Source organism: Corynebacterium sp. MSK008 (genome assembly GCF_030232585.1).
Classification (GTDB): Bacteria; Actinomycetota; Actinomycetes; order Mycobacteriales; family Mycobacteriaceae; genus Corynebacterium.
This window is the reverse complement of sequence record NZ_JASPJX010000004.1, coordinates 124117-146718: the sequence shown is the minus strand read 5'-3', so window position 1 is coordinate 146718 and position 22602 is coordinate 124117. Positions and strand designations below refer to the sequence as shown.

Here is a 22602-nt window from a genome sequence, read left to right as displayed (position 1 = left end):
CCGCAATGATAACTGTTCCCACCTACAGTGGGGGCCATGCTTGGCGACGGAAACGGCTGGGTCACCACACCCGACGGCACAAAACTCTGGGGGCGCTTCGGCGCCGCCGGCCTTTTTCTCATCGCCGGTCAGGGAGCAGACGCGAAAGTGCTGCTGCAGCACCGCGCCACCTGGACCGCCCAGGGCGGAACCTGGGGCATCCCCGGCGGCGCCCGCGACAGCCACGAAACCCCAGCGCAGGCGGCGGTGCGCGAGTCCGTGGAGGAGTGCGCCATCGACCCGGAGCGTATCAACGTAGTCGAGGAAGTAGTCACCACGGAGCTGCCGGAGTGGAGCTACACCACCGTCATCGCGCTGTGCCAGGCGCCGCTGGCCGTGACCGCCAACGAGGAATCGGAGGAACTGCGTTGGGTTGGGTTGACTGAGGTTTCGGGGTTTGAGCTGCACCCGGGCTTCGCGGCGTCGCTAAGCAATGTGCTCAAAAGAGCGATGGTGCATACTGAACCGCATGATTGAAGTGCAAGGCCTGACCAAACGGTACGGCGCCGTCCAAGCGGTTGACGACCTCACGTTCACCGTCAAACCCGGCGTCGTCACCGGCTTCCTCGGCCCCAACGGCGCAGGTAAATCCACCACCATGCGCATGATCCTGGGCCTGGACCGCCCCACCTCCGGCACCGCGCTCATCGACGGCGTGCCCTACCGCCAGCTTCCCAACCCCGCGCGCAAAGTGGGCGCGCTTCTCGACGCTAAAGGCGTCCACCCCAACCGCTCCGCCCGCGCCAGCCTGCTCTGGCAAGCGCAAGCCGCCGGGCTGCCGCGCACCCGCGTGGACGAGGTGCTCGAGCTGGTGGGCTTAAGCGACGTCGCCGGCAAACACGTCGGCGGGTTCTCCCTCGGCATGGGCCAGCGCCTCGGCATCGCGGCGGCGCTGCTCGGCGACCCGGAATACCTGATCCTGGACGAGCCCGTCAACGGCCTCGATCCTGCCGGCATCCGCTGGGTGCGCGGACTGTTGCAGTCCCTGGCGGCCGAGGGGCGCACCGTGCTCGTGTCCTCCCACCTGCTCGCCGAGATGGCGCAGACCGCCGAAGACCTGATCATCATCGGCCGCGGCCGCCTGGTTGCCAACACGTCCATGGCCGAGTTCATCCGCGCAAACTCCGGCGTGACCACCATCGTGCGCACCCCCACAGAAGACGCCGCCGCCTCCTTGGCCGCAGCGCTGCAGCACGCCGACACGGCCATGCCCTTCACACGGGCGGTGGACGCCGACGGCCGTGCCGTGTTCGAAATCCCGGACCGCACCTCCGACGACGTCGGCCGCGTCGCCTTCGCCGCCGGGGTGCCGCTGTCCGAGCTCGCCGAGCGCCGCGCCTCCCTGGAAGAGGCCTACATGCAATCCACCGAGGGCCACGCCCAGTACGTCTCCGGAGGTACCAATGCTTAACCTGTTTCCCGCCGAGTGGACCAAACTGCGCTCCACCGCCTCCTTCTGGTGGACCTCCGCGCTGATCATCGCCTTCGGCGCCTTCTACGGAGCCCTGTTCGGCACCGCATCCAAACTCGGCGGCATGCCGTACGCGCCCTTGACCGTCGCCGCCACCATGGCGCTGACCACCGCGATCATCGTGATCGTGCAGGCCTCCATGACCGTGACCACCGAGTACCGCTTCGGCATCCCGTCGACAAACTTCAGGGTTGCTCCGAAGCGGTGGCGGGTGGCCGTCGCAAAGCTTGTGCTCGGGGCTGTGCTGGCCGCATTGCTCACCTTCGTGGGGCTCGCCGTCGCGTTTATGGTCGGCGACCTCACCGCGCCCGTGCCCGCTAACTGGGTGAGCAACACCGCCGCCCGCCGCGCCCTCTGGGCCATCCCCCTCGGCATGGCCCTGATCACCCTGTTCCAGCAAGGCGTGGGCTGGATTGCGCGCAACACCTCCGGCGCCGTGGTCACCGGCATGGGCATGATGCTGCTGATCGAATCCATCGTCGGCTTCATCCCGCGCTACGGCGCCGACGTGGCCAAGTTCCTGCCGTTTGGCAACCTCATGGCGTTCATGACCAACAGCCCCACCCAGAACTGGACGCTGCCCGTGTCGCTTCTGATCTTCGCGGTGTGGGCCGTGGCGGCGTGGATCATCGGCGTGGTGCTGCTGGAGACCCGCGACGCGTAGGGGGGGTAGGGGCCGCTCAGCGCATCAACGCGCAAACCGGCTACCTACAACCGGCTACCAAGCGCTTTAGGGCGTGGTAGCCGGTTGTAGGTAGCCGGTGTTTGTGTTCGGGGTGGCGCGGCGTGAGGAAGACGAGCACGACCGAGCGTGGTTTGTTAATCTGGCTGCGTCATCGGGGGATGGACCAAAAGGGGGAACCATGGATCGAGCGCGTCTAACCGGAATGCTGATGTCACGGCATACCGCTGAGGCCCAGGACTGTCGGCAGCTATCTGCAACAAAGTTCATCGCCACCACAGACTGGGACACATTGGAATCGCACGAGCAGGAGTATCTCCGCTGCTACTCAGTGTCGGCTGCGGCGTATAAGGCGGTGCTCGTCGGCAGGTCTGCTGCCCGCATGCACGGCATGTGGGTGGTTCCCAACCGGGAAGAGCTGGTAGAGCTAGCACAGTGCAACGGCAACCCGCCGCCGAAGAAGCAGTGGCCTGAAGGGGTGCTGTACCGGCACATCAGCGTTCCCGAGATCGACACCGTGGTCCGTGATCCGATCGACCGTGCGGGCGCGGGAGCAACCCTTCGCCTGACAACGCCACCCCGCACCGTCGTAGACATCGCCAGATTCCATGGTGTCCCGGACGCTACTGCGGCCATCGACGGGCAATACCGCGAAATGGCGCCGCTTCAGCAACAGATGTGGTGCGACGAAATTTTGGCGGTGGCGCAGCGGATGCGCGGCAAGCGGGGGATCGGCCGTGTGAAAGAGGCTATCGCTTTGAGCTCATCGCTGTCGGAGTCTCCGTTCGAGTCCGTCGTTAGGGTGCTGTTGGCGTTGCGCCGAATCAAGGTGAGGGAGCAGATGTGGATCGGGAGGTACTACCGGGTCGACCTGTTGTGGGGGACGCTGGTCATCGAGATCGACGGGTATCTCAAGTTCAAAGAGAAGCCTTTCGAGGCAGTGATCAAGCAGGAGAAACGCGACCGGTGGCTCAGGGAGCAAGGGTATACGGTGATTCGTCTTTTCCCCGCCGAAATCATCCAGGACCCTGAAGATTGCGTACGCCGCATTATGGCCAGCAAGGCGGAGGCGGATGCCAACCCGTCGGTACGAGTTCCGGCTACCACTCGTCGCCCGCGCTAGGCCCCGGTCGAACCCGTGCCCCGGCATGTCTCCCCCGCAACCGGCTACCTACAACCGGTTACCACGCTATAAAACGCCTGGTAGCCGGTTGTAGGTAGCCGGTTTAGCGGTGGGGCGAGTGGGGGCGCACCGCAACCCCTACTGCAGCGCGGACGTAAGCTTCATCACGTTGTCCACGTACCGTCGGTACCAGGGTCTGCGCGCCCATCGCTCCAGCGTCAGCTCGCGCGAGACGGCCTGGTAGTTCGCGCCCAGCTGCTCCAGCGCCGGAAGTAGCGCGCCGGATGCGACGAGCAGGGAGGATTCGTAGTTCAGCGAGAAGGAGCGGATGTCCATGTTGGAGGACCCGAGGACGCCGACGGCGTCTTCGCTGCCTGGGTCGGCAAGCACGAACTTGGTGTGCAGCACATACGGGGCGGGGAATTCCCAGATGCGCACCCCGGCTTTCAGTAGCGCCTCGTAGTAGGAGGATTGGGCGTGCTGCACCATGAACTGGTCGGCCTTTTCGCCGACGAAGAGGTCGACGCGCACGCCGCGGTAGCACGCGGAGGTAATCGCCTCCAGCAGTGATTCCTCGGGCACGAAGTACGGCGAGCACAGCGTGAGCTGCTCTTTTGCGTTGTGGACGATGGAGTTGAACATGCGCAGGTTCGGCTCGGTGAGGTAGCCGGGCCCTGAGGGGACAAGCTGGAGCACATCGCCTGTCGACGGCTCCGCCTCCCCCTCATTCCTAGCCCCAACCACAATGTCGAGATTCTCGCCGGATTCGGTGTACCAGTCCACGGCGAACATGGATTCGACGGACTCCACGATCGGCCCCTCCAGCTCCACGAAGGCGTCGACCCACTGGCGTCCGGCGCGGACGTGGCCCGGCATGAGGTAGCCGCGGTCGATGAGGTTGAACGAGCCGACGAACGCCACCTCCGAGTCGATGACCACGACCTTGCGGTGGTTGCGCAGGTCGGGGCGGCGCCAGCGCCCGCGCAGGGGAGCCAGTGGCAGCATCATGTGCCAGTCCACGCCGATGTCGGTAAGCCGCTTCTTCAATTTTCTAAAGCCGGGGTATTTGGCGGAGCCGATGTGGTCGAAAAGCAGCCGCACGTGCACGCCCCGCGCCACGGCGCGCTCCAGCGCCTGGAACACCACGTCCGTGGTGTCGTCCCAGGCTACGGCGTAGATTTCGATGGAGATGGTGGCGGATGCTTCGTCGATAAGCTTGGCTATCCGCAGCATCGTCTTGCGGTAGTCCGCCCACAACGCGCGCACATCGCCGCGGACCGCGGGGTAGCCGGTGAGCTCGCGGTTGAGGCGGACCAGCGAGGCGGTTTCGGGCGGCAGGTGCGCGATGGTGCTGTCGGGGCCCGCCCACGCCCCGTCCAGCACGCGGCGCGCCTCAACTTGGATGCGGTGGCGGCGCCGGGAGACGAACGTGGAGCCGAACAGCAGGTACAGCGGCAGGCCCACCACCGGCAGGAGCAGGATCAACAGCAGCCACGCGTTGGCCGAGGACGGCTTGCGCCCGCCGGGCACCACGCCGATCATCACGAACTTGATGGCGTAGTCCACGACCATCGCCGCGAACTGCCACCAGGAAAGGTCCAGGTTCATCGCACCTCGTCGTAGGCCAGGCCGCGGGTGTCGTAGTCCACGATCACGGGCGCGTGGTCGGACGCGCCCTTGCCCTTGCGCTCCTCCACGTCCACGAACGCGCGCTGGACCCGCTCGAACATGGGCTTGGTGGCCAGCTGGAAGTCGATGAGCATGCCCTCGTTCTTCTGAAACCGCATGGCCTTGTAGTCCCAGAACGAGTACTGGTCTTCGTGCGTGACCTCGTGCAGCCCGGCTTCGAGCAGCATCTGGAACGCAGCGCGCTCAGGCTCCGTCACGTGCGTTTTGCCCTCGAACCACGACACGTCCCACACGTCCTCGTCGCGGGGCGCGACGTTGAAGTCGCCCATGTACACCTGCAGCTCCCCGGGCTGGACCTGATCGGCCAGGGACCAGAGGAACTGCAGCTTGTAGTCGTAGTGCGGGTCGCCGATTTCGCGGCCGTTGGGCACGTACAGGCTCCACACGTCCACCCCGCCGCACGCTGCTCCCACGGCGCGCGCCTCCACAGACGGGGCGCCTTTTTTGGCAAACGCGGGTTGGCGCTCGAAGCTGTTGCGGACGTTGTCCAGCCCCACGCGCGAGGCGATGGCCACGCCGTTCCACTGGCTGACCCCCACATGCGCGACCTCGTAGCCTGCGGCTTCGAAGGTGGCGTAGGGGAATTTGCTGTCCGCGGTTTTGGTTTCCTGCATCGCCAGCACGTCCACGTCTTCGCGTTCGAGGAAGGCGGCGATCCGCTCGGCGCGCGTGCGCACCGAGTTGACGTTCCATGTGGCGATTCGCATGCGGCCTAGCCTAGCGCCAGCCGCCTACGGTGGTGTTCCAGCGCCCCTTCGGGCACATTGCCTATCGACGTCACACCAAAGGCCTCCCCCGCAACCCACACAACCTGCTCGTCCTGGAGCTCCCACGCGTGGTCGAGCACTTTCAACGCCGGTTTGCCGATCCGCTCGGGGATGGTCAGCCGCACCGGCAGGCCACGCTGGTCGTAGAAGGACCGGATGGCGTCGATGGGCAACGGCTCGAAGCCCGCCGAAGGGCCGAGTGGGACTGCGGAGTTGGCCTCCTCGGTGTCGCCGGTGCGCATGAGCCAGCCGCTGGCCCACGCCCAGTCGCGTACGTTGAGGCGGTCTGCGAGGCGTTTTTCCAGCTCTCGGATTTCGGAGTTGCGCACCGTGCGCGGCGAGAGTTTCTTGATGATGTGCAGGTCCGTGACCTCGATCGCCTCCTTGGAGGAAGGGAAGCCGCCGACCTCCTGCGGGCGGATTACCAGCGGCTCGAGGCTGAGCACGTGCCCGATGATGTCGCTGGCGTGCTCGCCGCGGCGCTGGCGCACCACGACGCGGTCGCCCACCGCCACCTCGTCGGAGCGGAAAATCCGGGACACGTTTACTTGCGGGCCCCGCGCGGGCGGATCGCGCCGGTGAGCACCAGGGCCGCGCCGATCATCAGCGAGAGCATGCCGATGGCGATCAGGGCGCGCATCGGGGTGCCGGTGTCGGCGAGGTCGTCGTCGCGCTCGTCGTCGTCCTCGGTCGTGGTGGTCGAGGAGGTCTTGGACGTGGTGGTCGAGGAGGAGGTGGTCGAGCTAGAGGTGGTCGAGCTAGAGGTCGCCGACGTGGTGCGGTTTTCCATCACCGAACGTGCAGAGCTGCTCGACGACGCGGTGGAGGCCCCGGTGGTCGTCTCTGCCGCCGTGGTGGTGGACGTGGCGGATTCGGTTGCCGTGCCCGTGGTGGTGGACGAGGTCTCCGTCGTCGTGGAGTCCGTCGTGGTCTCCGAAGAGGTGGTTTCGGTGGTGGTCTCGTCGTCGTTGTCGGTGTCCTGGAGGCGCTCCACGCGGTGGGTCACCTCGGGTCCGAACGCGGCGGAAGTGCTGGTCGCCGCGCTGGTCTCCGTGCTGGTTGGGGCGGTGGTCGACGTGGTCGGCTCCTCCACCACGGTCGGCTTGGTCGGCTTGGTTGTAACCGGAACGGTCGGCTCGGCGTCCGCAACATCCTCATCGGCGGACTCCGCATCGCGTGTGCGTTCCGCGCCGGGGATGCCGTACACGATCGGGGTGTTGCCGGCCTCGGAGCGCTCGAACGCGTCAAACGCGGTGGTGCCGAGGAGCCCGCCGAGACCTTCGATGGGGGCGGGCACGACCACGGGTTCGTCGTCAGGCAGAAGCTCCGCGCGCAGCTGGCGCACGCCGGCGCGCTCGCGCTTGAGTGCCGCGGACGCCTCGTCGAAGGTGGCCTTTTCCTCCTCGGTCAGGCCGTCCTCGGCGGCTTCCTCGCGCAGCTCGGCCAGCTCGTCGGAGGCCGCGATGAGCTCCTTGCGCCAGGCGATGAGCACGTCTCGGACCTCGTCGTCCGTCTCCGCGCTGTTAATCGCGGTGATGGAGGTTTCGTGGGTGACGGAGACGTCGTCAAGCAACTGCTCAACTGGCTCCACGGGCGTCGCGGGGGTGAGGGTGAGCGACGCGGCGGCGATAACGGCGGGGATACGCATGGCGAACATCTTAGCGTGTTAATCGTCGTGGCCGAACGGATCTTCGTCCGTGCCCGGAAGCCAAGTGTGGCCGGCTTCCTTCCAGCCGTTGTCGCGGATCACGCGCTTGGCCTCCTTCTTGTAGCGGCCGGTGAGCACGTCGGTGTACAAAAAGCCGTCCAGGTGGCCCGTCTCGTGCTGCAGGCAGCGGGCGAAAAAGCCGGTGCCCTCGACCTCGATCTCGTTGCCGTTCTCGTCCAGGCCGGTCACCTTCGCCCATTCCGCGCGGCCGGTGGGCCAGCCGTAGCCGGGCACGGACAGGCAGCCTTCGTCGTCCTCGCCGGTGTCGGCGGGCATGGTTTTGGGGATCTCGGAGGTCTCCAGCACCGGGTTGATCACGGTGCCGCGGCGCATCTGGTCGCCGTCCGGGCAGTGGTAGACGAAGATGCGCAGCGGCACGCCGATCTGGTTGGCGGCCAGGCCCACGCCGTGGGCTGCGTCCATGGTTTCGTGCATGTCGGCGATGAGCTCTTGCAGCTCCTCCACGGGCTGCGTGACTTCTTTGGTCGGTTCGTGCAGCACCGGATCGCCGTGGATAACGATGGGTCGGATGGTCATGCCAATATATTAGGCATGCTTACAGAGACCGACCTTTCCGTGCTCCGCTTCGCCGCGCGCGCCCCCAGGTCGATCGGCGCGCGCGAGGACGCGGTGCGCTCTGAGCTGGGCATGCAGCCCATCCGCTACTACCAGCATCTGAATCGCTTGCTGGACTCGCCCGATGCGCTCGCGGCCGAGCCCCAGCTGGTCCGGCGCTTGCAAAGGCTTCGCGACGGCCAAAGGTCCCCCAACCTCTAGTTCAGCTTTACGGTGTGTTGTGCCTGCTTTCCGGGGTGGTGTGGTTAGAGTTGCCGATGTGACTAACGATAACTATGGCAACAACCGTCCCGACTCCGGCTCCGAGTTCGAGCCGGGTTCCGGCTCCACGCGCTACACAGGCAACACCGACTCGTTTGACGGCGCGTACGACTACGACGCCGAGCCGATCGAGGCCGAAATCGTCGACGATTACTCCGCCGCTGGCGCTGGTGTGGCTGGTGCCGGCACCGAGTACCGTGGCGCGCACCGCCGCGACGACGACTCCGAGTACATCGAGGACGTCGATTACGGCGCAGGTTACGCAGACGACACCCGCAACGCCGACGACGCCATCTATGAGGAGCCTTACGAGGGCGAACCGGAGGATCGTCGTAAGGCAGCTGCCGCAGGCGGCGCCGCGGAAGGCGGCCTGCCGAAGCGCGGCCTGGCGATGATCCTGATCGCCGTTGCGGCGCTGCTGGCGCTGTGGGGGATTTGGAAGATGACGCAGGACGACAAGGGCGGCGACGGCGAAGGCGCCGCGACGACCTCGTCCACCGTGGTGGGCACCTCCCCGGCCGCGCCTGCCGGCGACGGCGCTGGCCAGGGCGGCGCAACGCCGGGTGCTGGTCAAAGTGCTGATCAGGATGGCGCAGCAACTGGCGCTGAGGGCCAGCCGGGCCAGGAGGGCGACCGCGCAGATGACCCCAACGCCCAGGACCCGAACGCCCAGGACCCGAACGCGCATCGTCCGGAAGGCGCCGAGGGCCAGGGCGAGAACGGCCAGCCCGCACCTGCTCCGGCTCCGGCGGGCGCGGGCCTCGACAACGCTTCGGCCCAGGTCTACGTCTACAACAACTCCGGCACCCCAGAGCTGGCCAGCCGCACCGCCGACCAGCTGAAGGGCCAGTACAACGTGGCCAACAACTCCGCCGACGCCGCGGTGATGAACATGCCGGAGCAGGTCTACGGCGTCTTCCCGGAGACCTACGTCTTCTTCGACCCGGCCGTCCCGGGCGCCGAGCAGGTGGCAGCTGACATCGCCCGCCGCGTCGGTGGTGCCGCCCGCGCGAAGGGCGACCTGCCGGAGGGCGCGACGAGCATCCCGGAGCAGGCCGCGAACAACAGCTCCGCCGTGGCGGTGGTTCTGGCGGGCTAGTTCCCGCGTGCCCGGAGCGCTCCCTCCCAAAAACCGGCTACCTAGAACCGGCTACCAAGCGAAAATTAAGCTGGCAGCCGGTTCTAGGTAGCCGGTTTCGGCGCATTGGCGGGTTGGGGTGGCGTTGGCGGGGGCGTTGGTGGCGCGTAGCCCCAACGCCCAACCGCCTCGCGCATATAAACCCGCCTCCGGCACCTGCCCAGAGCGCGGCAGCGGATAGGCTCGTCCACTATGGATCCATTCCGCGACTTTGCCAGGTCTGACGGCCCCACCCTTGGCGTCGAGTGGGAGATTTGCCTCGTCGACCCGGTCACCCGCGACTTGGTGCCCCGCGCCGCCGAAGTCATCGACGAGGTGCAGGCCCGCTACCCGGACATCCACCTCGAGCCGGAGTTCCTGCAGAACACCATCGAGTTGGTCACTCCGATCTGCGCGAACACCAAAGAGGCGGTGCAGGCGCTCCAACGCGACCTCAACGCCGTCAAGGAGGTCGCCGACGAGATGGGCCTCAAACTCTGGGCGTCCGGCGGTCACCCGTTTTCGGATTTCCGCACGAATCCGCTGAGTCCGAAGCACACGTACGAGGAGATCGTTAACCGCACGCAGTACTGGGGCCAGCACATGCTGCTGTGGGGGATCCACTGCCACGTGGGCATCAGCCACGAGGACAAGGTGTGGCCGATTATTAACGCGGTGATGACGAAGTACCCGCACCTGCTGGCCATCAGCGCGTCGAGCCCGGGGTGGGACGGCATCGACACGTCCTACGCGTCGAACCGCACGATGCTGTACCAGCAGCTGCCCACCGCGGGGATGCCGTATCAGTTCCAGAGCTGGGACGAGTGGGTCGGTTTCATGCGCGACCAGCAGACGTCGGGCGTGATCAACCACACGGGCTCGATGCATTTCGACGTTCGCCCGGCCGCGAAGTGGGGCACCGTCGAGGTGCGCATTTCGGATGCGACGAGCAACCTGCGCGAGCTCGCGGCCGTCGTGGCGCTGACGCATTGCCTGGTCGTCCACTACGACCGCATGCTCGAGCGCGGCGAAAAGTTGCCGAGCTTGCAGCAGTGGCACGTCGCGGAGAACAAGTGGCGCGGCGCCCGATACGGCATGGACGCGCTGGTCATTACCTCGCGCGACACCGACGAGGATTGGATCAAGACCGAGTTGCAGTTGCTTATCGACGAGCTCACGCCCGTCGCCGCCGACCTGGGCTGCGTCGACGAGCTGAATTTGGTCCGCGAGATCATCGAGCGCGGCGCGGGCTACGAGCGTCAGCGCGCGATTTACCAGCGCACCGGGGATTGGAAGGACGTCGTGGACGCGACCTGCGCGGAGATGTGGGAGCTTAGCCTTTAGGGTTGATGCGCCGCGGGTGGTAGCTGGCGGGGCGGTCGTTGCGGGTGAGCTGTTCGTCGTCGCCGTAGAGGCCTTCGCGTCGCGCGATGCGCCCCAAGCGCTGCGCGGTGACGGGGCTGGTCATCAGCGCGAACAGGACGAGTAGGAACATCATGCCGATGTCGCCGCGTTCGTGAACGCCGAAGTCTTCGGCGGTGACCACGCGGATGATGGTGCCGGTGATCATGAGCACCAGGCCGGTGGTCTGGGGTTTGGTGATGGCATGCACGCGCGCCAGGGTGGAGCTGAACCGGGCGGTGCCCACGGCGGCGGAAAAGACCATGAAGGCGCCGGGGAGGATGAAAACCAGCGAGATGATGTCGGAGATCATAGGGAACCGTCCCTCTTGCGGAAGCGGGCCACGGACAGGGTGGCGATGAAGCCGAGCAGGGCGATGACGATCATGACGTTGACCACCGTGGTGTCCAGCGTCCAGCAGATGTAGAGGGCTAGGGCGCACTGGAGGGAGGCGGTGATGCCGTCGTTGGCCAGCATGCGGTCCATGGAGTCGGGGCCGACGATGGCTCGCCAGGCGAAGATGAACAACCCGGCGACCAGGAACACGGCGGCCACGGTGAGGCAGATGGTGTAGGCGGTGCTGTGCATGTCAGCGGCCTCCTTCGAAGATGGCGATCATTTGGCGCTCCAGTTTCTGCACGTTGGCGATTTCGCGGGCGATGGCGGCGTCGTCCTCGGCGTCGAGGATGTGCACGGTCCATTCGCGGTTGGCCAGGTCGATGTCGGTGACGGTGCCGCCGGGCTGCAGGTTGTAGGCGCAGGTGGCCAGATACAGCACCAGCTCGTTGCTCAGGCGCATGGGCACGCGCAGCACGGCGTTTCGCGGCTGCGGCGCGCGGCGCAGCGATAGCCACGCCACTTTCGCCGAGGCCACCAGCAGGTCGAAGAACCATTCCACCATGAAGGCGACGAGCTTCAGCCAGTTCACCCGGTTGCCGCTGCGCGGCACGGGCGGCAGGGGCAGCGCCAGCACGATGAGCAGGCTCAATCCCAGCCCGCCGATGAGGTTGCCCCAGCTGAGCTGGCCCATCAGCAGGATCCACATGAACGTCAGCCACACCACGGTCAGTGGGCGGAAGCGGTGGGCGATACCGGTAAACATCAGCGGCTCACCTCATTCGATTCGGCGTCCGCGGGTTCGGGCACCATCTCGGTGGTCACGCCGGTGCTGGTGGGCCCGGCGGGGCGGGAGGAGTCTCGGTGTTCGAGGGAGTCCCTGCTGCTGCCGGCGCCGGTCTGTTCGCGGAAGGCGTCGAGGTTGCGTGTGGGGGCCGAAGGGTCGTCGATAAGCACGGCGCTTCGGTAGATGGACAGGTCCTGGGCGGATTGGGCGGCGCGGTCCGTGATGTTGGAGATCGGGCCGGCCAAAAACGTGATGCTTGTCGACGCAAGCACCAAAAACGCGGTGGACAAAAACATGCCGGCGGGCACGCGGCCGACGTCGTCGCGGTCGCCCGAGGCGACGGTTTCTTCGCGCGCGGCAAGGTTGGCCGGGCGCGCGAGGACGACGTCGCCTTCGGGCGCGTCGGCGCGGTCGCGGAGGAAGCCCTTGGACCAGACGTTCATCATGGCGTACAGGGTCAGAAGCGAGGTGATCACGGCGCCGCCGATGAGCACCCACGCCAGCCAGGAGCCGTCTTCCGCGCCGGCCTGGATGAGCATGACCTTGCCCAGGAAGCCGGAAAACGGCGGGATGCCGCCCAGGTTCAGCGCGGGGATGAGGTAGAGCAGCGCAATCACGGGCGCGGTGTAGAGCAGCGAGCCCAGACGCCGCAGCTGCGCGGAGCCGGCCTGGCGCTCCACCAGGCCCACCACTAGGAACAGGGAGGTCTGCACCAGAATGTGGTGCACGGCGTAGAAGATGGCGCCGGACAGGCCCGCAACGGAGCCGAGGGCGACGCCGAAGATCATGTAGCCGATGTGGCTGACCAGGGTAAACGACATCAAGCGTTTGATGTCGTTTTGGGCGATCGCGCCCATCACGCCCACGATCATGGTCAACAGCGCGATCACCATCAGTGTCGAGTCCAGGGCGCCGTCGGTGAACACGGTGGAGCGCACGCGGATGATGGCGTACACGCCCACCTTGGTCAACAAGCCTGCGAACACGGCGGTGACGATGGAGGCTGCGGTGGGGTAGGAGTCCGGCAGCCACGCGTCCAGCGGGAAGATCGCCGCCTTGATGCCGAACGCCACGATGAAGGTGGCGAAGATGGCGGCGCGGGTGCCGGTGGGCAGCTCCTCCATGCGGATGCCTGCCTGCGCCATGTTCACGGTGCCCACCGACGCGTACACCAGCGCGAGCGCGAACAAGAAGACCATGGAGGACGCCATGGAGACCATTACGTAGCCGATGCCGGCGCGCACGCGCTGCGGCGACGCGCCCAGGGTGAGCAGCACGTAGGAGGCCACCAGGAACACTTCGAAGCCGACGTAGAGGTTGAACAGGTCGCCGGCGAGGAAGGACAGGTTCACGCCCATGCTCAGCAGCATGTAGGTGGGGAGGAAGACGGCGACGGGGTCGTCGTCGTCGCCGTCGCGAAGCCCTTGCGAGATGCCGTACCACATCACCGCGAACAGCACGATGGAGGAGACGAACAGCATGATGGAGCTCAGCCGGTCCGCCACCATGGTGATGCCCACTGGTGCGTCCCAGCCGCCCATCTGCACAGTCTGGATGCCGTGGGTGTCGGCCACGATGATCATCACCGCGGCGATCACGGTCAGGGCCGCCAGGGTGCCCAGGGCGATGAAGCGTTGCAGGTTCACACCCCGGAATAGCACGATCAGCCCGGCGGCGAAGGCAGGCAGGATGATCGGCATGACAATCAGGTACGGCATGGCGGGCAGCACCCAGTCGGCGAAGGCCATGAAGCTAGCTCGCATCTTGGCCTCCCTTGACTTCCTTCACCGGGTCCTCGAACGGCTTGGGGCCGAACTCGTCGCCGGAGGGGCTGGCTTTGCCGGTTTTCGCGTCGTCGGATTTGTCGCGGTCCGGTGAGGCGGATTTGGGCCGCGCGGCGATTGCGCGATCCTCTTCGTCGCGCTCGACGATGTCGTCGGTGCGGTAGCGGTATTGGCGGTAGGCCAGGGCGAGCATGAACCCGACCATGGCCATGGAGATCACAATTGCGGTCAGGATCATCGCCTGCGCGAGCGGGTCGGCGCTATCGGCCGCCGCTTCGGATTCGCGCCCGATGATCGGCGGGGAGCCGGCGGGCCCGCCGGATTGCAAAAGCAGCAGGTTGGCGCCGTTGCCGATGAGTGTCACGCCCATGATCATGCGGATCATGGATTTGTCCAGCATCAGGTACACGCCGCACGCGATGAGCACGCCGGAGCCGATGAGGAGGAACAGGTTCGCTTCCATTTACTCGCCTCTCTTTCCGCGTTTGCTTATCGACGACCCGCTGGCCGCCACCGCCCTGCGCTCGTCGTAACGCGCCCTGCGGGTTCTGGACATGAGCCTGCGCCGCTGCTCGTTTTTGGCCTGCAGCTCGCGCGCGCGGTCGCGGGCGCGCTGTTTTCTGGTGTCCTCTTCGCGGTCCAGGTAGGCGCCCATGGAGGCCAGTACGTGCATGATCAGCCCGACGACGATGACGTAGACGCCCGCGTCGAAAATCAGCGCCGACGGCACCGTGACATCGCCGATGAGCGGCACGTCGAACTCGGCGTACGAGGAGGTCAGCGGGGGCATCCCGAAGAACATCGGGGCGACCGCGGCCGCGGTGGTGAACATGATGCCGATGCCCAGCACCTTGCCCGGGTGCACCGGGAGCGTTTCTTCTGCCTCTCGACGTCCTCCCGCCAGGTACCGCAACGTCAGCGCAAGCGCCGCGACGAGCCCGCCGGCGAACCCGCCGCCCGGGGCGTTGTGGCCGGAGAAGAAGAAGTAGGCCGACAAAAGCATCATCGACGGGAAGAGCAGGCGCGTGACCACATCCACCAGGATGGAGCGGTTCTGCGCGGTCTCGGTCTCCACGCCGGAGGCGAGCCAGCGCGCCTTGGTGGTGGACAGGGTGGGCCGGCGCGACTCCGGGTCGAAGCGGAACGTGCCGAAGATCAGGCTGGCGATGCCGGTGGCGGCGACCACCAGCACCAGCGTCTCGCCGTAAGTGTCCACCGCGCGCAGGTCCACCAGCAGCACGTTGACGGTGTTGCGGCCGTGGCCGATCTCGTAGGCCAGGTCCGGCATGTATTTGGAGATCGGTTCGGTGACGCGCGCGGACATAGCCGTCATGGCCACCGTGACCACGGACACGCCAGTGCCGATGGCCAGCCAGGCGCGCAGGCGGTTGTCCTCGTTGCGCTGCTCTGTTTCCGTGGGCATCTTGCGCAGCACCAGCATGAACACCACCATCACGATGGTCTCCACCAACGCCTGCGTCAGCGCCAGGTCCGGCGCACCGTGCAGCACGAAGATCAGCGCCATGAAGTAGCCGGTCAGGCCCACCATGATCACGCCGGAGAGGCGGTTGCGCTGCACGGCCGCGAAAAACGCGAGCCCGGCCATGACGGTGACCGCCAGGCCTTGCCAGACGTTGTCCCACACCTGCATGCGGATGTTGTTGGAATCGCCCAGAATCAGCGCCGCCAGCGGTACCACGGCAAGGAACGTGAAGATGACAGCCAAGTTGATGGTCAGCGAGCCGCGCTGCGTGGACGCAGTCAGCTTCAGCGACCAGCGGCGCAGCGTGTCCATGATGGTGTCCCAGACCGCGTTGGCGTCGCCGAGAGCGGGGCGTTCGAACTGGGCCTTGGCCACCACGTCGCGCTGCCAGAACATGATTGCGCCGGCGAAGATGATCACGCCGGACAGCGCCAGCGGCACCGTGAACCCGTGCCACAGCGCGAGCTCGGAGCCTTCAACGTCCGGGAAGCGCACGTCGAGGTATTCGCTGATCGGCGACGACAGTGCCGCCGGCACCACGCCGAAGCCCACCGTGCACGCGGTCAGCACCGCGGGGGAGAGCCACAGCTTCGGGCCCGGGGAGTGCATGTCGCGCACCGCCGGGGACTGCCCGTCCGCCCACGGCTGGCCCTTGGTGGCAAACGCGCCGTAGACGAAGTACAGGGAGTACGCCATAGTGAGGATCGAGCCGACGACCAGCACCACCAGGGTGATCTTGCCGGGCATGCCGGTGAGCAGCTCCTCGTGCAGGATGGCGTCCAGCGCGGTCTCCTTGGCCACGAAACCGAACAGCGGCGGGATGCCCGCCATGGAGGCCGCGGAGATAATCGCTAGCGTGGCTAAAAGCGGCTGCTTTCGGCCAAGCCCGGACAACTCGTGGATGTCGCGGGTGCCGGTGGTGTGGTCGATCGCGCCGACAATCATGAACAGCGCGGCCTTGAACAGCGAGTGCGCGAACGTGATGGCCAACCCGGCCATGGTGGCCTCGCGCGAACCCACGCCAATGACGGTGGTGATAAAGCCCAGCTGGCTGACGGTGCCGTAGGCCAAAATCAGCTTCAGGTCCCGCTGCTTCAGCGCCATCCAGCCGCCCAGCAACATGGTGAACCCGCCGGTGGACAGCACCACCAGGTGCCAGGTGTTCACCGCGGACAGGTCCGGAGCCAAACGCGCCACCAGGTAGATACCGGCCTTCACCATCGCCGCGGAGTGCAGGTAGGCGGACACCGGGGTGGGGGCGGCCATCGCGCCGGGCAGCCAGAAGTGCCAGGGGGACTGGGCGGACTTTGTCAGCGCGCCCAGCATGATCAGCACGATGGCGGCGGAGATCGCCGGGGTGTTTTCAATGTCGGTGATCTGGGGAATGTCCGACAGTTTCCAGATCTGCGCCTTGAAGCCGAGCAGGTTGATGCCCACCAGCATGGCCAGCCCGCCGAGAGTGGTTACCATCAGCGCCTGCATGGCGGCCCGTCGAGAAGATGCGCGCTCCCCGTAATAGGACACGAGCATGTACGACAGCACCGACGTCAACTCCCAGAACACGTACATGAGCAGGAAGTTGTCGGCGATGACCAGGCCGTACATGACCGTGGCGAAAAATGTCAGCTCGAAGCCGAACTTGGCCAGGCGCCGCGGGTTGGAGTCGAAATAGCCCCAACAATAAAGCAGCACCAGCGCGCCGATACCCAGGATGATCAGGCTGAATAGGCCCGCGAGTGCGTCCAGGCGGAATTCTAGGTTGAGGTTCGTCGACGGCATCCAGGTGAACACCGCTTTGACCTCGCCGCCGTCGCGGAACACCCCGGTGGCGAACAGGCGCGCCACCCAGATGAACCCGCCCAGCGGTACGAGCGCGAGAAGCCCGAAGGCGGCGCGGCCCACCGTGCGGATGAGCACCGGGGCGGCCAGCGTGGCTGCGGTGAGTGCAATGAGCAGTATCAGCACGAGGTGCGCGGCCCTCCTCTGGTCATGTGCGTACAGGGCACACCGCGCCTCAAGCGGGGGAGCTCATTGAGTTCACACAGAAAATACTCACTCCAGCTGTCACTGGGTATCTACGCGTCAACACCGGTGGCGCGGCCGTTGAGTAATAACTGTAGCGATTTTTGGTGCTACTTGCCGAAGCGCTGGAGGAAGGCAGCCTCTGCAACCGCGATACGCTCGATCTCCGTCGGATCTACGGATTCGTCCACGCCGTGGATGCCGCACATCGGTTCCTCCACGCCGTAGAGCGCGATCTCGGCGTCCGGGAAGGTGTTCTGCAGCGTGATGGTCAGCGGGATAGAGCCGCCGGAGCCGACCACGGACAGCTTGTCGGCGCCGTAGGCCTCCTTGAGGCACTCGCCGAGCGCGGCGACAGCGCCGGCCGACGGGTCCGTCGCAAAGGGCTCGTTGACGCCGCTGACCTCAACCTCAACCTTGGCGCCCCACGGGGTGTGGGCCTTGATGTGCTCCTCCATCTTCTGCGCGATCTCGGCGGCGCTCTGGCCGGCCGGCACGCGCAGGTTGAACTGGGCCTCCGCGCGCGCATTCACCGCGTTCATCGCCTCGGCCACTGGGGTGGAGGTGAACCCGATCATGGTCACCGCCGGGCGGGCCCAGACGAGGTCGGCCGGGTCGTCGTCCGCGGTGCCGAGCAGCTGCACGCCCTCGAGCACGGTGGCGTCCTGGCGGAAAGACTCGCGGTCGTAAGCGTCGCCGTCCCACTTCGTGGTGGTGTCCACGCCGTCGATGGTGGTGCGGCCGTGCTCGTCGAAAAGCGAGTTCGCAATAGCCACAAGCGCGTGCGCGGCGTCCGGGGCGCCGCCGCCGTAGCTGCCGGAGTGGACCTGGTTCGCCAGCGTCTCCACCGTGACCTTCACCTGCGCGCCGCCGCGTAGCGAAGTGGTCAGCGTAGGCACGCCGACAGCCACGTTGCCGGAGTCCGCGATGAGGATCGCGTCCGCCTCGAACACCTCCGGCTTCTCCACGATGAGCTTGCCCAGGCCGTCCTTGCCACCGAGCTCCTCGGAGCCCTCAACCACAACCTTCAGTCCCAGATCAGTGCCGCCGTTTTCCTCCAGCAGGCGCAGCGCCTCCAGGTGCATGGCCAGGTTGCCCTTGCAGTCCGCGGCGCCGCGGCCGTACCAGCGGCCGTTTCGCTCCGTCAGCTCGAACGGGCTGTTCGTCCAGGCGTCCGGGTTGTTCGCGGGGACCACGTCGTAGTGGGAGTACAAAAGCACTGTCGGTGCGCCGTTTTTCGCGGGCTTCGTGGCGACGATCGTGTCAGCGTCATCCACGGTGGGGTAGCGGGTCACTTCCAGGCCGAGCCCTTCCAGCGCCTGCACGGTCCATGCGCAGGCGGCTTCGTGTTGGTCCGCCAGCGCCGGGGTGGAGTGCACCGAGTTGAAGGAGACCAGGGTGGACAGGTCGTTGAAGATGCGGTCGCGTTGCGGTTGGTTCTGCGTAGTCATGGCACCACGCTAGCAGCGTTGGCGGGGCCGGTTCGGCGGTAAATGCTTACCCCAGGATGCTTACCCGGCTAGATGCTTACTCCAGGATGCTTATTGTTCGAGTAACCCTCGGCGTTCTCGCCCGCGCTACTCGGGAAGTAAGCATCCTGGAGTAAGCATCCTCGCGCCGGTAAGCATCTAGCCGCAAGCATCCTTGCCCCGGAACAACCACGCCCCTTGCGCTCCTTGCACTCAACCCCGCCGAGTGCTAAAAATGTGGCTGGCACTCACACAAACCGAGTGCCAAACAAACCGATAGAGCGGGTGAGGCTGAGACCACTCGTCAGCCGTGCCGTCGCGGGCGCCTGCTTGCACCGACGACCTGAGTGATCGTCCATGAACGCCTATATATAAGGAGTGACACACTCACATGGCAAAGATGATTGCATTCGACGAGGAAGCACGTCGCAGCCTTGAAAACGGCCTGAACACTCTGGCTGACGCCGTGAAGGTCACGCTGGGCCCGAAGGGCCGCAACGTGGTCCTGGAGAAGTCTTGGGGCGCCCCGACGATCACCAACGACGGCGTGACCATCGCCAAGGAGATCGACCTCGAGGACCCGTACGAGAAGATCGGCGCTGAGCTGGTCAAGGAAGTTGCCAAGAAGACCGACGATGTCGCCGGCGACGGCACCACCACCGCTACCGTGCTGGCCCAGGCGCTCGTGCGCGAGGGGCTGCGCAACGTCGCGGCTGGCTCCAACCCGATGGGCATCAAGCGCGGCATCCAGGCCGCCACCGACAAGGTGTCCAAGTACCTGCTGGACCAGGCCAAGGAAGTTGAGACCCAGGAGGAGATCGCTTCCACTGCCGGTATTTCCGCGTCTGACCCGGAGATCGGCAAGAAGATCGCTGAGGCGATGTACGCCGTGGGCAACGGTGCCGTGAACAAGGAGTCCGTGATCACGGTGGAGGAGTCCAACACCTTCGGCGTGGACCTCGAGGTCACCGAGGGCATGCGCTTTGACAAGGGCTTCATCTCCGCATACTTCGCCACCGACATGGAGCGCGGCGAGGCTGTGCTGGAGGACCCGTACATCCTGCTCGTCTCCGGCAAGATCTCCAACGTCAAGGAGCTCGTCCCGGTGCTGGAGCAGGTCATGCAGTCCGGCAAGCCGCTGCTGATCATCGCCGAGGACGTCGAGGGCGAGGCCCTGTCCACTCTCGTGGTGAACAAGATCCGCGGCACCTTCAAGTCGGTTGCGGTGAAGGCGCCGGGCTTCGGTGATCGTCGCAAGGCGATGCTGCAGGACCTTGCGATCCTCACCGGCGGCCAGGTCATCTCCGAGGAGGTTGGCCTGTCCCTGGAGACCGCCGGCATCGAGCTGCTCGGCCAGGCCCGCAAGGTCGTGGTGACCAAGGACGAGACCACTATCGTCCAGGGCGCCGGCGACCAGGCGCAGATCGACGGCCGTGTGAAGCAGATCCGCGCCGAGATCGACAACTCCGATTCCGAGTACGACCGCGAGAAGCTGCAGGAGCGCCTGGCCAAGCTCGCCGGCGGCGTTGCGGTGATCAAGGTCGGCGCCGCCACCGAGGTGGAGCTGAAGGAGCAGAAGCTGCGCATCGAGGACGCTGTGCGCAACGCTAAGGCTGCTGTTGAGGAGGGCATCGTCGCCGGCGGTGGCGTGGCCCTGCTGCAGGCAGCCAACGAGCTCGCCGACGACCTCGGCCTGGAGGGCGACGAGGCCACCGGCGTGAAGATCGTCCGCGAGGCCCTGTCTGCCCCGCTGAAGCAGATCGCGCTGAACGCTGGCCTGGAGCCGGGCGTGGTGGCCGACAAGGTTGCCAACCTCCCGGACGGCGAGGGCCTGAACGCCGCCACCGGCGAGTACGTGGACATGCTGTCCAGCGGCATCGCCGACCCGGCGAAGGTGACCCGTTCTGCGCTCCAGAACGCCGCGTCCATCGCCGCGCTGTTCCTCACCACCGAGGCTGTCGTGGCTGACAAGCCGGAGCCGGCTGGTGCTGCCAACCCGGGCATGGACCCGGAAGCTATGGGCATGATGTAAATCTGCCCGTCTAAAGCGCGTCCTTCGGGGCGCGCTTTTTTCATGCTTATCGACGTCAGCTCCGCACCACCCCCGGAATGGTGTAAAACGTCACGGGCATGGTGGATTTTTGAACGTGTACAGATCGTCGGCGAGGCCGATCAAGTTACACGTTCTCGCACCAATTCAATTGGTGTTAACTTTCGAAAATCGGTCGGGGCAGGTTATCGGCCCGGTCGCGAAAAGGTTACGTTTCGGTGAACGTATACCAGCTGGAAGCTACCTGTGTGTCCCAAATCTAATTTTTAGAAAGCGCTTGACGTAGCTGGTTGATGTGGCAAAATTCCACCTGTGACGCCCGCCGGGTGTCAGTACCTGTCAAGTTTTGCCAGACAACCACTGGCACCTATCGAAAAGGGGAAATCAATGCCTTTCGATCTCAAGTTCATCCAGAAGCAGCTGAAGACCTTCAAGACCTTCTCCACCAACCTGGTTGACCTGTTCCAGAAGACCCCGAAGACCATCAAGGACTTCGCTGACAAGGTCTCCAAGTAAGCCTTCACCTCACTCGACACAAACTTTCTTTAAAGGAGAATCATCATGGAAGCATTGACCAACTGGGTTGCACTTTCCTCCGGTAACGGCGACAACGGCGTCACCCAGGTCCCGGGCGCTCTGCTCGACCTGCTCAAGAACCTCGGTAGCCTCGCCGGCAACATCGCTGAGCTGATCGGCCTGATCGCGTAACTGTAACGCGCATAGCCGAAGGTCCCGTCGTAAAGCGGCGGGGCTTTTTGCATTCCTGCGTACTTCCCGGGCGCACTGCGCCCGCGCCGAATAGACTGGAAGGCATGGCTGACAACAAAGACGACGAACTGCCGATGATCGACCTCGCCCAGACCGAGGGCTGGGTTGTGGACGACACCGACGAGGACGACCCCGTCCTGCTCATGCCGGACGGCACCGCCATTCAGACGTGGCGCGAAAACTACCCCTACGACGAGCGTCTTTCCCGCGACGACTACGAGAAGGAAAAGCGCGCCCTGCAGATTGAGCTGCTGAAGTGGCAGAACTGGACCAAGGACACTGGCCAGCGCCACATCATCCTCTTTGAGGGCCGCGACGCCGCCGGCAAGGGCGGCACGATCAAGCGCTTCAACGAGCACCTCAACCCGCGTGGTGCGCGCACCGTGGCGTTGGAGAAGCCGTCGCCGCGCGAGTCCACCTCCTGGTACTTCCAGCGCTACATCGAGCACTTCCCGGCCGCCGGCGAGATCGTCTTCTTCGACCGTTCCTGGTACAACCGCTCCGGCGTCGAGCGCGTCATGGGCTTCTGCACCGAGTCCCAGCACGCCGAGTTCCTGCGCGAGGTGCCGATGCTGGAGAACATGATCTTGGGCTCCGGCATCTCCCTGACCAAGTTCTGGTTCTCCGTGACCCAGAAGGAGCAGCGCACCCGCTTCGCCATCCGCCAGGTGGACCCGGTGCGCCAGTGGAAGCTCTCGCCGATGGACCTGGCGTCCCTGGACAAGTGGGAGGACTACACCCGCGCCAAGGAGGAGCAGTTCCGCTACACGGACACTGACGAGTCGCCGTGGATCACCATCAAGTCCAACGACAAGAAGCGCGCCCGCCTCAACGCGATGCGCTACATCTTGTCCAAGTTCGAGTACACGAACAAGGACCACGAGGTTGTCGGCGAGCCGGACCCGCTGATTGTGAAGCGCGGCCGCGACCAGATCGGCGACTAGGGGCTTTCGCTTTTCGACGCCCGGCTGATCCTGTCAGCCGGGCGTTTTGCTGTCTCTCCATGCCGGTGTGGTCGGCGGCGCGTGACGGAAAACACGTCCCTCCAAGTCGAGCTCCAGCGTGAGAT

At 65.6% G+C, this 22602-nt stretch carries 23 protein-coding genes; 11 read left to right on the top strand and 12 right to left on the bottom strand.

Annotated elements, in window-relative coordinates:
• Positions 1 to 36 precede the first annotated feature (36 nt).
• The 4 genes from QP996_RS04745 (at position 37) to QP996_RS04730 (ending at position 3315) form a co-directional block, all read left to right on the top strand.
• On the top strand, positions 37 to 516 hold the full coding sequence (locus QP996_RS04745; protein ID WP_284871490.1) for an NUDIX domain-containing protein: 480 nt from the start codon (positions 37 to 39) through the stop codon (positions 514 to 516).
• A complete protein-coding gene (locus QP996_RS04740; protein WP_194560644.1) occupies positions 509 to 1450 on the top strand; it encodes an ABC transporter ATP-binding protein in 942 nt (313 codons plus the stop codon). Before QP996_RS04745 ends, QP996_RS04740 begins: the two co-directional genes overlap by 8 nt.
• Entirely contained in the window at positions 1443 to 2174 is a 732-nt protein-coding gene (locus QP996_RS04735; protein ID WP_284871489.1) for an ABC-2 transporter permease family protein, read from the top strand. The genes QP996_RS04740 and QP996_RS04735 overlap by 8 nt, the downstream gene beginning before the upstream one ends.
• Positions 2175 to 2373: 199 nt before the next feature.
• Entirely contained in the window at positions 2374 to 3315 is a 942-nt protein-coding gene (locus QP996_RS04730; protein ID WP_284871488.1) for an endonuclease domain-containing protein, read from the top strand.
• Positions 3316 to 3453: 138 nt separating this feature from the next.
• Here the strand turns inward: QP996_RS04730 and QP996_RS04725 are convergent, their stop codons facing one another.
• From QP996_RS04725 to QP996_RS04705, 5 genes are read right to left on the bottom strand one after another with little or no spacing between them, the layout of a single operon-like run.
• Positions 3454 to 4923, bottom strand: a complete 1470-nt coding sequence (locus QP996_RS04725) for a phospholipase D-like domain-containing protein (protein ID WP_284871487.1) — start codon at positions 4921 to 4923, stop codon at positions 3454 to 3456.
• Positions 4920 to 5711 carry an exodeoxyribonuclease III gene (locus QP996_RS04720; RefSeq protein WP_284871486.1) on the bottom strand — a complete coding sequence of 264 codons (792 nt, stop codon included), beginning with the start codon at positions 5709 to 5711 and terminating at the stop codon, positions 4920 to 4922. The genes QP996_RS04725 and QP996_RS04720 overlap by 4 nt, the downstream gene beginning before the upstream one ends.
• Positions 5712 to 5716: 5 nt before the next feature.
• Positions 5717 to 6313, bottom strand: coding sequence for a GNAT family N-acetyltransferase, cg3035/Rv0428c family (locus tag QP996_RS04715; RefSeq protein ID WP_284871485.1), 597 nt, complete (start codon positions 6311 to 6313; stop codon positions 5717 to 5719).
• Positions 6314 to 6315: 2 nt separating this feature from the next.
• The gene (locus QP996_RS04710) at positions 6316 to 7419 is read right to left on the bottom strand and encodes a hypothetical protein (protein WP_284871484.1); all 1104 of its coding nucleotides are present in this window, start codon (positions 7417 to 7419) and stop codon (positions 6316 to 6318) included.
• A gap of 18 nt (positions 7420 to 7437) precedes the next feature.
• On the bottom strand, positions 7438 to 8016 hold the full coding sequence (locus QP996_RS04705) for a peptide deformylase (RefSeq protein WP_070474758.1): 579 nt from the start codon (positions 8014 to 8016) through the stop codon (positions 7438 to 7440).
• 15 nt (positions 8017 to 8031) lie between these two features.
• On the opposite strand from QP996_RS04705, the gene QP996_RS04700 reads away from it, so the two are divergent.
• From QP996_RS04700 to QP996_RS04690, 3 genes are all read left to right on the top strand, one after another.
• Positions 8032 to 8256, top strand: a complete 225-nt coding sequence (locus QP996_RS04700) for a DUF3263 domain-containing protein (RefSeq protein ID WP_070474757.1) — start codon at positions 8032 to 8034, stop codon at positions 8254 to 8256.
• A gap of 58 nt (positions 8257 to 8314) precedes the next feature.
• Positions 8315 to 9415, top strand: a complete 1101-nt coding sequence (locus tag QP996_RS04695) for a LytR C-terminal domain-containing protein (RefSeq protein ID WP_284871483.1) — start codon at positions 8315 to 8317, stop codon at positions 9413 to 9415.
• Between the two features lie 231 nt (positions 9416 to 9646).
• Complete coding sequence (locus QP996_RS04690; protein ID WP_070474755.1) at positions 9647 to 10777, top strand: glutamate--cysteine ligase; 1131 nt, start codon at positions 9647 to 9649, stop codon at positions 10775 to 10777.
• Here the strand turns inward: QP996_RS04690 and QP996_RS04685 are convergent.
• The 7 genes from QP996_RS04685 to QP996_RS04655 all read right to left on the bottom strand — a co-directional run bounded on the left by QP996_RS04685 (position 10767) and on the right by QP996_RS04655 (position 18697).
• Entirely contained in the window at positions 10767 to 11147 is a 381-nt protein-coding gene (locus tag QP996_RS04685; protein WP_284871482.1) for a monovalent cation/H(+) antiporter subunit G, read from the bottom strand. The two genes, QP996_RS04690 and QP996_RS04685, sit on opposite strands and share 11 nt — an antisense overlap.
• Positions 11144 to 11422, bottom strand: a complete 279-nt coding sequence (locus QP996_RS04680) for a monovalent cation/H+ antiporter complex subunit F (protein ID WP_284871481.1) — start codon at positions 11420 to 11422, stop codon at positions 11144 to 11146. Before QP996_RS04680 ends, QP996_RS04685 begins: the two co-directional genes overlap by 4 nt.
• Before the next feature lies 1 nt (position 11423).
• Positions 11424 to 11936 (bottom strand): Na+/H+ antiporter subunit E, encoded by a 513-nt coding sequence (locus tag QP996_RS04675; protein WP_284871480.1) that lies wholly within the window; start codon positions 11934 to 11936, stop codon positions 11424 to 11426.
• The gene (locus QP996_RS04670; RefSeq protein ID WP_284871479.1) at positions 11936 to 13720 is read right to left on the bottom strand and encodes a Na+/H+ antiporter subunit D; all 1785 of its coding nucleotides are present in this window, start codon (positions 13718 to 13720) and stop codon (positions 11936 to 11938) included. The genes QP996_RS04675 and QP996_RS04670 overlap by 1 nt, the downstream gene beginning before the upstream one ends.
• On the bottom strand, positions 13710 to 14204 hold the full coding sequence (locus QP996_RS04665; protein ID WP_284871478.1) for a Na(+)/H(+) antiporter subunit C: 495 nt from the start codon (positions 14202 to 14204) through the stop codon (positions 13710 to 13712). The genes QP996_RS04670 and QP996_RS04665 overlap by 11 nt, the downstream gene beginning before the upstream one ends.
• Positions 14205 to 17189 (bottom strand): Na+/H+ antiporter subunit A, encoded by a 2985-nt coding sequence (locus tag QP996_RS04660; RefSeq protein ID WP_284871477.1) that lies wholly within the window; start codon positions 17187 to 17189, stop codon positions 14205 to 14207.
• Positions 17190 to 17356: 167 nt separating this feature from the next.
• Positions 17357 to 18697: a dipeptidase gene (locus QP996_RS04655; RefSeq protein WP_284871476.1), complete on the bottom strand. Its 1341-nt coding sequence runs from the start codon at positions 18695 to 18697 to the stop codon at positions 17357 to 17359.
• Between the two features lie 409 nt (positions 18698 to 19106).
• On the opposite strand from QP996_RS04655, the gene groL reads away from it, so the two are divergent.
• From groL to ppk2, 4 genes are all read left to right on the top strand, one after another.
• Positions 19107 to 20747 (top strand): chaperonin GroEL, encoded by a 1641-nt coding sequence (groL, locus tag QP996_RS04650; RefSeq protein WP_284871475.1) that lies wholly within the window; start codon positions 19107 to 19109, stop codon positions 20745 to 20747.
• Positions 20748 to 21152: 405 nt separating this feature from the next.
• A complete protein-coding gene (locus QP996_RS04645; protein WP_284871474.1) occupies positions 21153 to 21281 on the top strand; it encodes a hypothetical protein in 129 nt (42 codons plus the stop codon).
• Between the two features lie 45 nt (positions 21282 to 21326).
• Positions 21327 to 21473, top strand: coding sequence for a hypothetical protein (locus tag QP996_RS04640; protein ID WP_284871473.1), 147 nt, complete (start codon positions 21327 to 21329; stop codon positions 21471 to 21473).
• A 104-nt stretch (positions 21474 to 21577) separates the two neighbouring features.
• A complete protein-coding gene (ppk2, locus tag QP996_RS04635) occupies positions 21578 to 22477 on the top strand; it encodes a polyphosphate kinase 2 (RefSeq protein ID WP_181192856.1) in 900 nt (299 codons plus the stop codon).
• Positions 22478 to 22602 lie beyond the last annotated feature (125 nt).

Coding starts and splice junctions, on each gene's coding strand:
- QP996_RS04655 (WP_284871476.1), bottom strand. CDS start 18,697: ATGACTACGCAGAACCAACCGCAACGCGACCGCATCTTCAACGACCTG.
- ppk2 (WP_181192856.1), top strand. CDS start 21,578: ATGGCTGACAACAAAGACGACGAACTGCCGATGATCGACCTCGCCCAG.
- QP996_RS04685 (WP_284871482.1), bottom strand. CDS start 11,147: ATGATCTCCGACATCATCTCGCTGGTTTTCATCCTCCCCGGCGCCTTC.
- QP996_RS04725 (WP_284871487.1), bottom strand. CDS start 4,923: ATGAACCTGGACCTTTCCTGGTGGCAGTTCGCGGCGATGGTCGTGGAC.
- QP996_RS04700 (WP_070474757.1), top strand. CDS start 8,032: ATGCTTACAGAGACCGACCTTTCCGTGCTCCGCTTCGCCGCGCGCGCC.
- QP996_RS04705 (WP_070474758.1), bottom strand. CDS start 8,016: ATGACCATCCGACCCATCGTTATCCACGGCGATCCGGTGCTGCACGAA.
- QP996_RS04740 (WP_194560644.1), top strand. CDS start 509: ATGATTGAAGTGCAAGGCCTGACCAAACGGTACGGCGCCGTCCAAGCG.
- QP996_RS04670 (WP_284871479.1), bottom strand. CDS start 13,720: ATGCGAGCTAGCTTCATGGCCTTCGCCGACTGGGTGCTGCCCGCCATG.
- QP996_RS04675 (WP_284871480.1), bottom strand. CDS start 11,936: ATGTTTACCGGTATCGCCCACCGCTTCCGCCCACTGACCGTGGTGTGG.
- QP996_RS04730 (WP_284871488.1), top strand. CDS start 2,374: ATGGATCGAGCGCGTCTAACCGGAATGCTGATGTCACGGCATACCGCT.
- QP996_RS04645 (WP_284871474.1), top strand. CDS start 21,153: ATGCCTTTCGATCTCAAGTTCATCCAGAAGCAGCTGAAGACCTTCAAG.
- QP996_RS04710 (WP_284871484.1), bottom strand. CDS start 7,419: ATGCGTATCCCCGCCGTTATCGCCGCCGCGTCGCTCACCCTCACCCCC.
- QP996_RS04680 (WP_284871481.1), bottom strand. CDS start 11,422: ATGCACAGCACCGCCTACACCATCTGCCTCACCGTGGCCGCCGTGTTC.
- QP996_RS04720 (WP_284871486.1), bottom strand. CDS start 5,711: ATGCGAATCGCCACATGGAACGTCAACTCGGTGCGCACGCGCGCCGAG.
- QP996_RS04735 (WP_284871489.1), top strand. CDS start 1,443: ATGCTTAACCTGTTTCCCGCCGAGTGGACCAAACTGCGCTCCACCGCC.
- QP996_RS04745 (WP_284871490.1), top strand. CDS start 37: ATGCTTGGCGACGGAAACGGCTGGGTCACCACACCCGACGGCACAAAA.
- groL (WP_284871475.1), top strand. CDS start 19,107: ATGGCAAAGATGATTGCATTCGACGAGGAAGCACGTCGCAGCCTTGAA.
- QP996_RS04690 (WP_070474755.1), top strand. CDS start 9,647: ATGGATCCATTCCGCGACTTTGCCAGGTCTGACGGCCCCACCCTTGGC.
- QP996_RS04640 (WP_284871473.1), top strand. CDS start 21,327: ATGGAAGCATTGACCAACTGGGTTGCACTTTCCTCCGGTAACGGCGAC.
- QP996_RS04665 (WP_284871478.1), bottom strand. CDS start 14,204: ATGGAAGCGAACCTGTTCCTCCTCATCGGCTCCGGCGTGCTCATCGCG.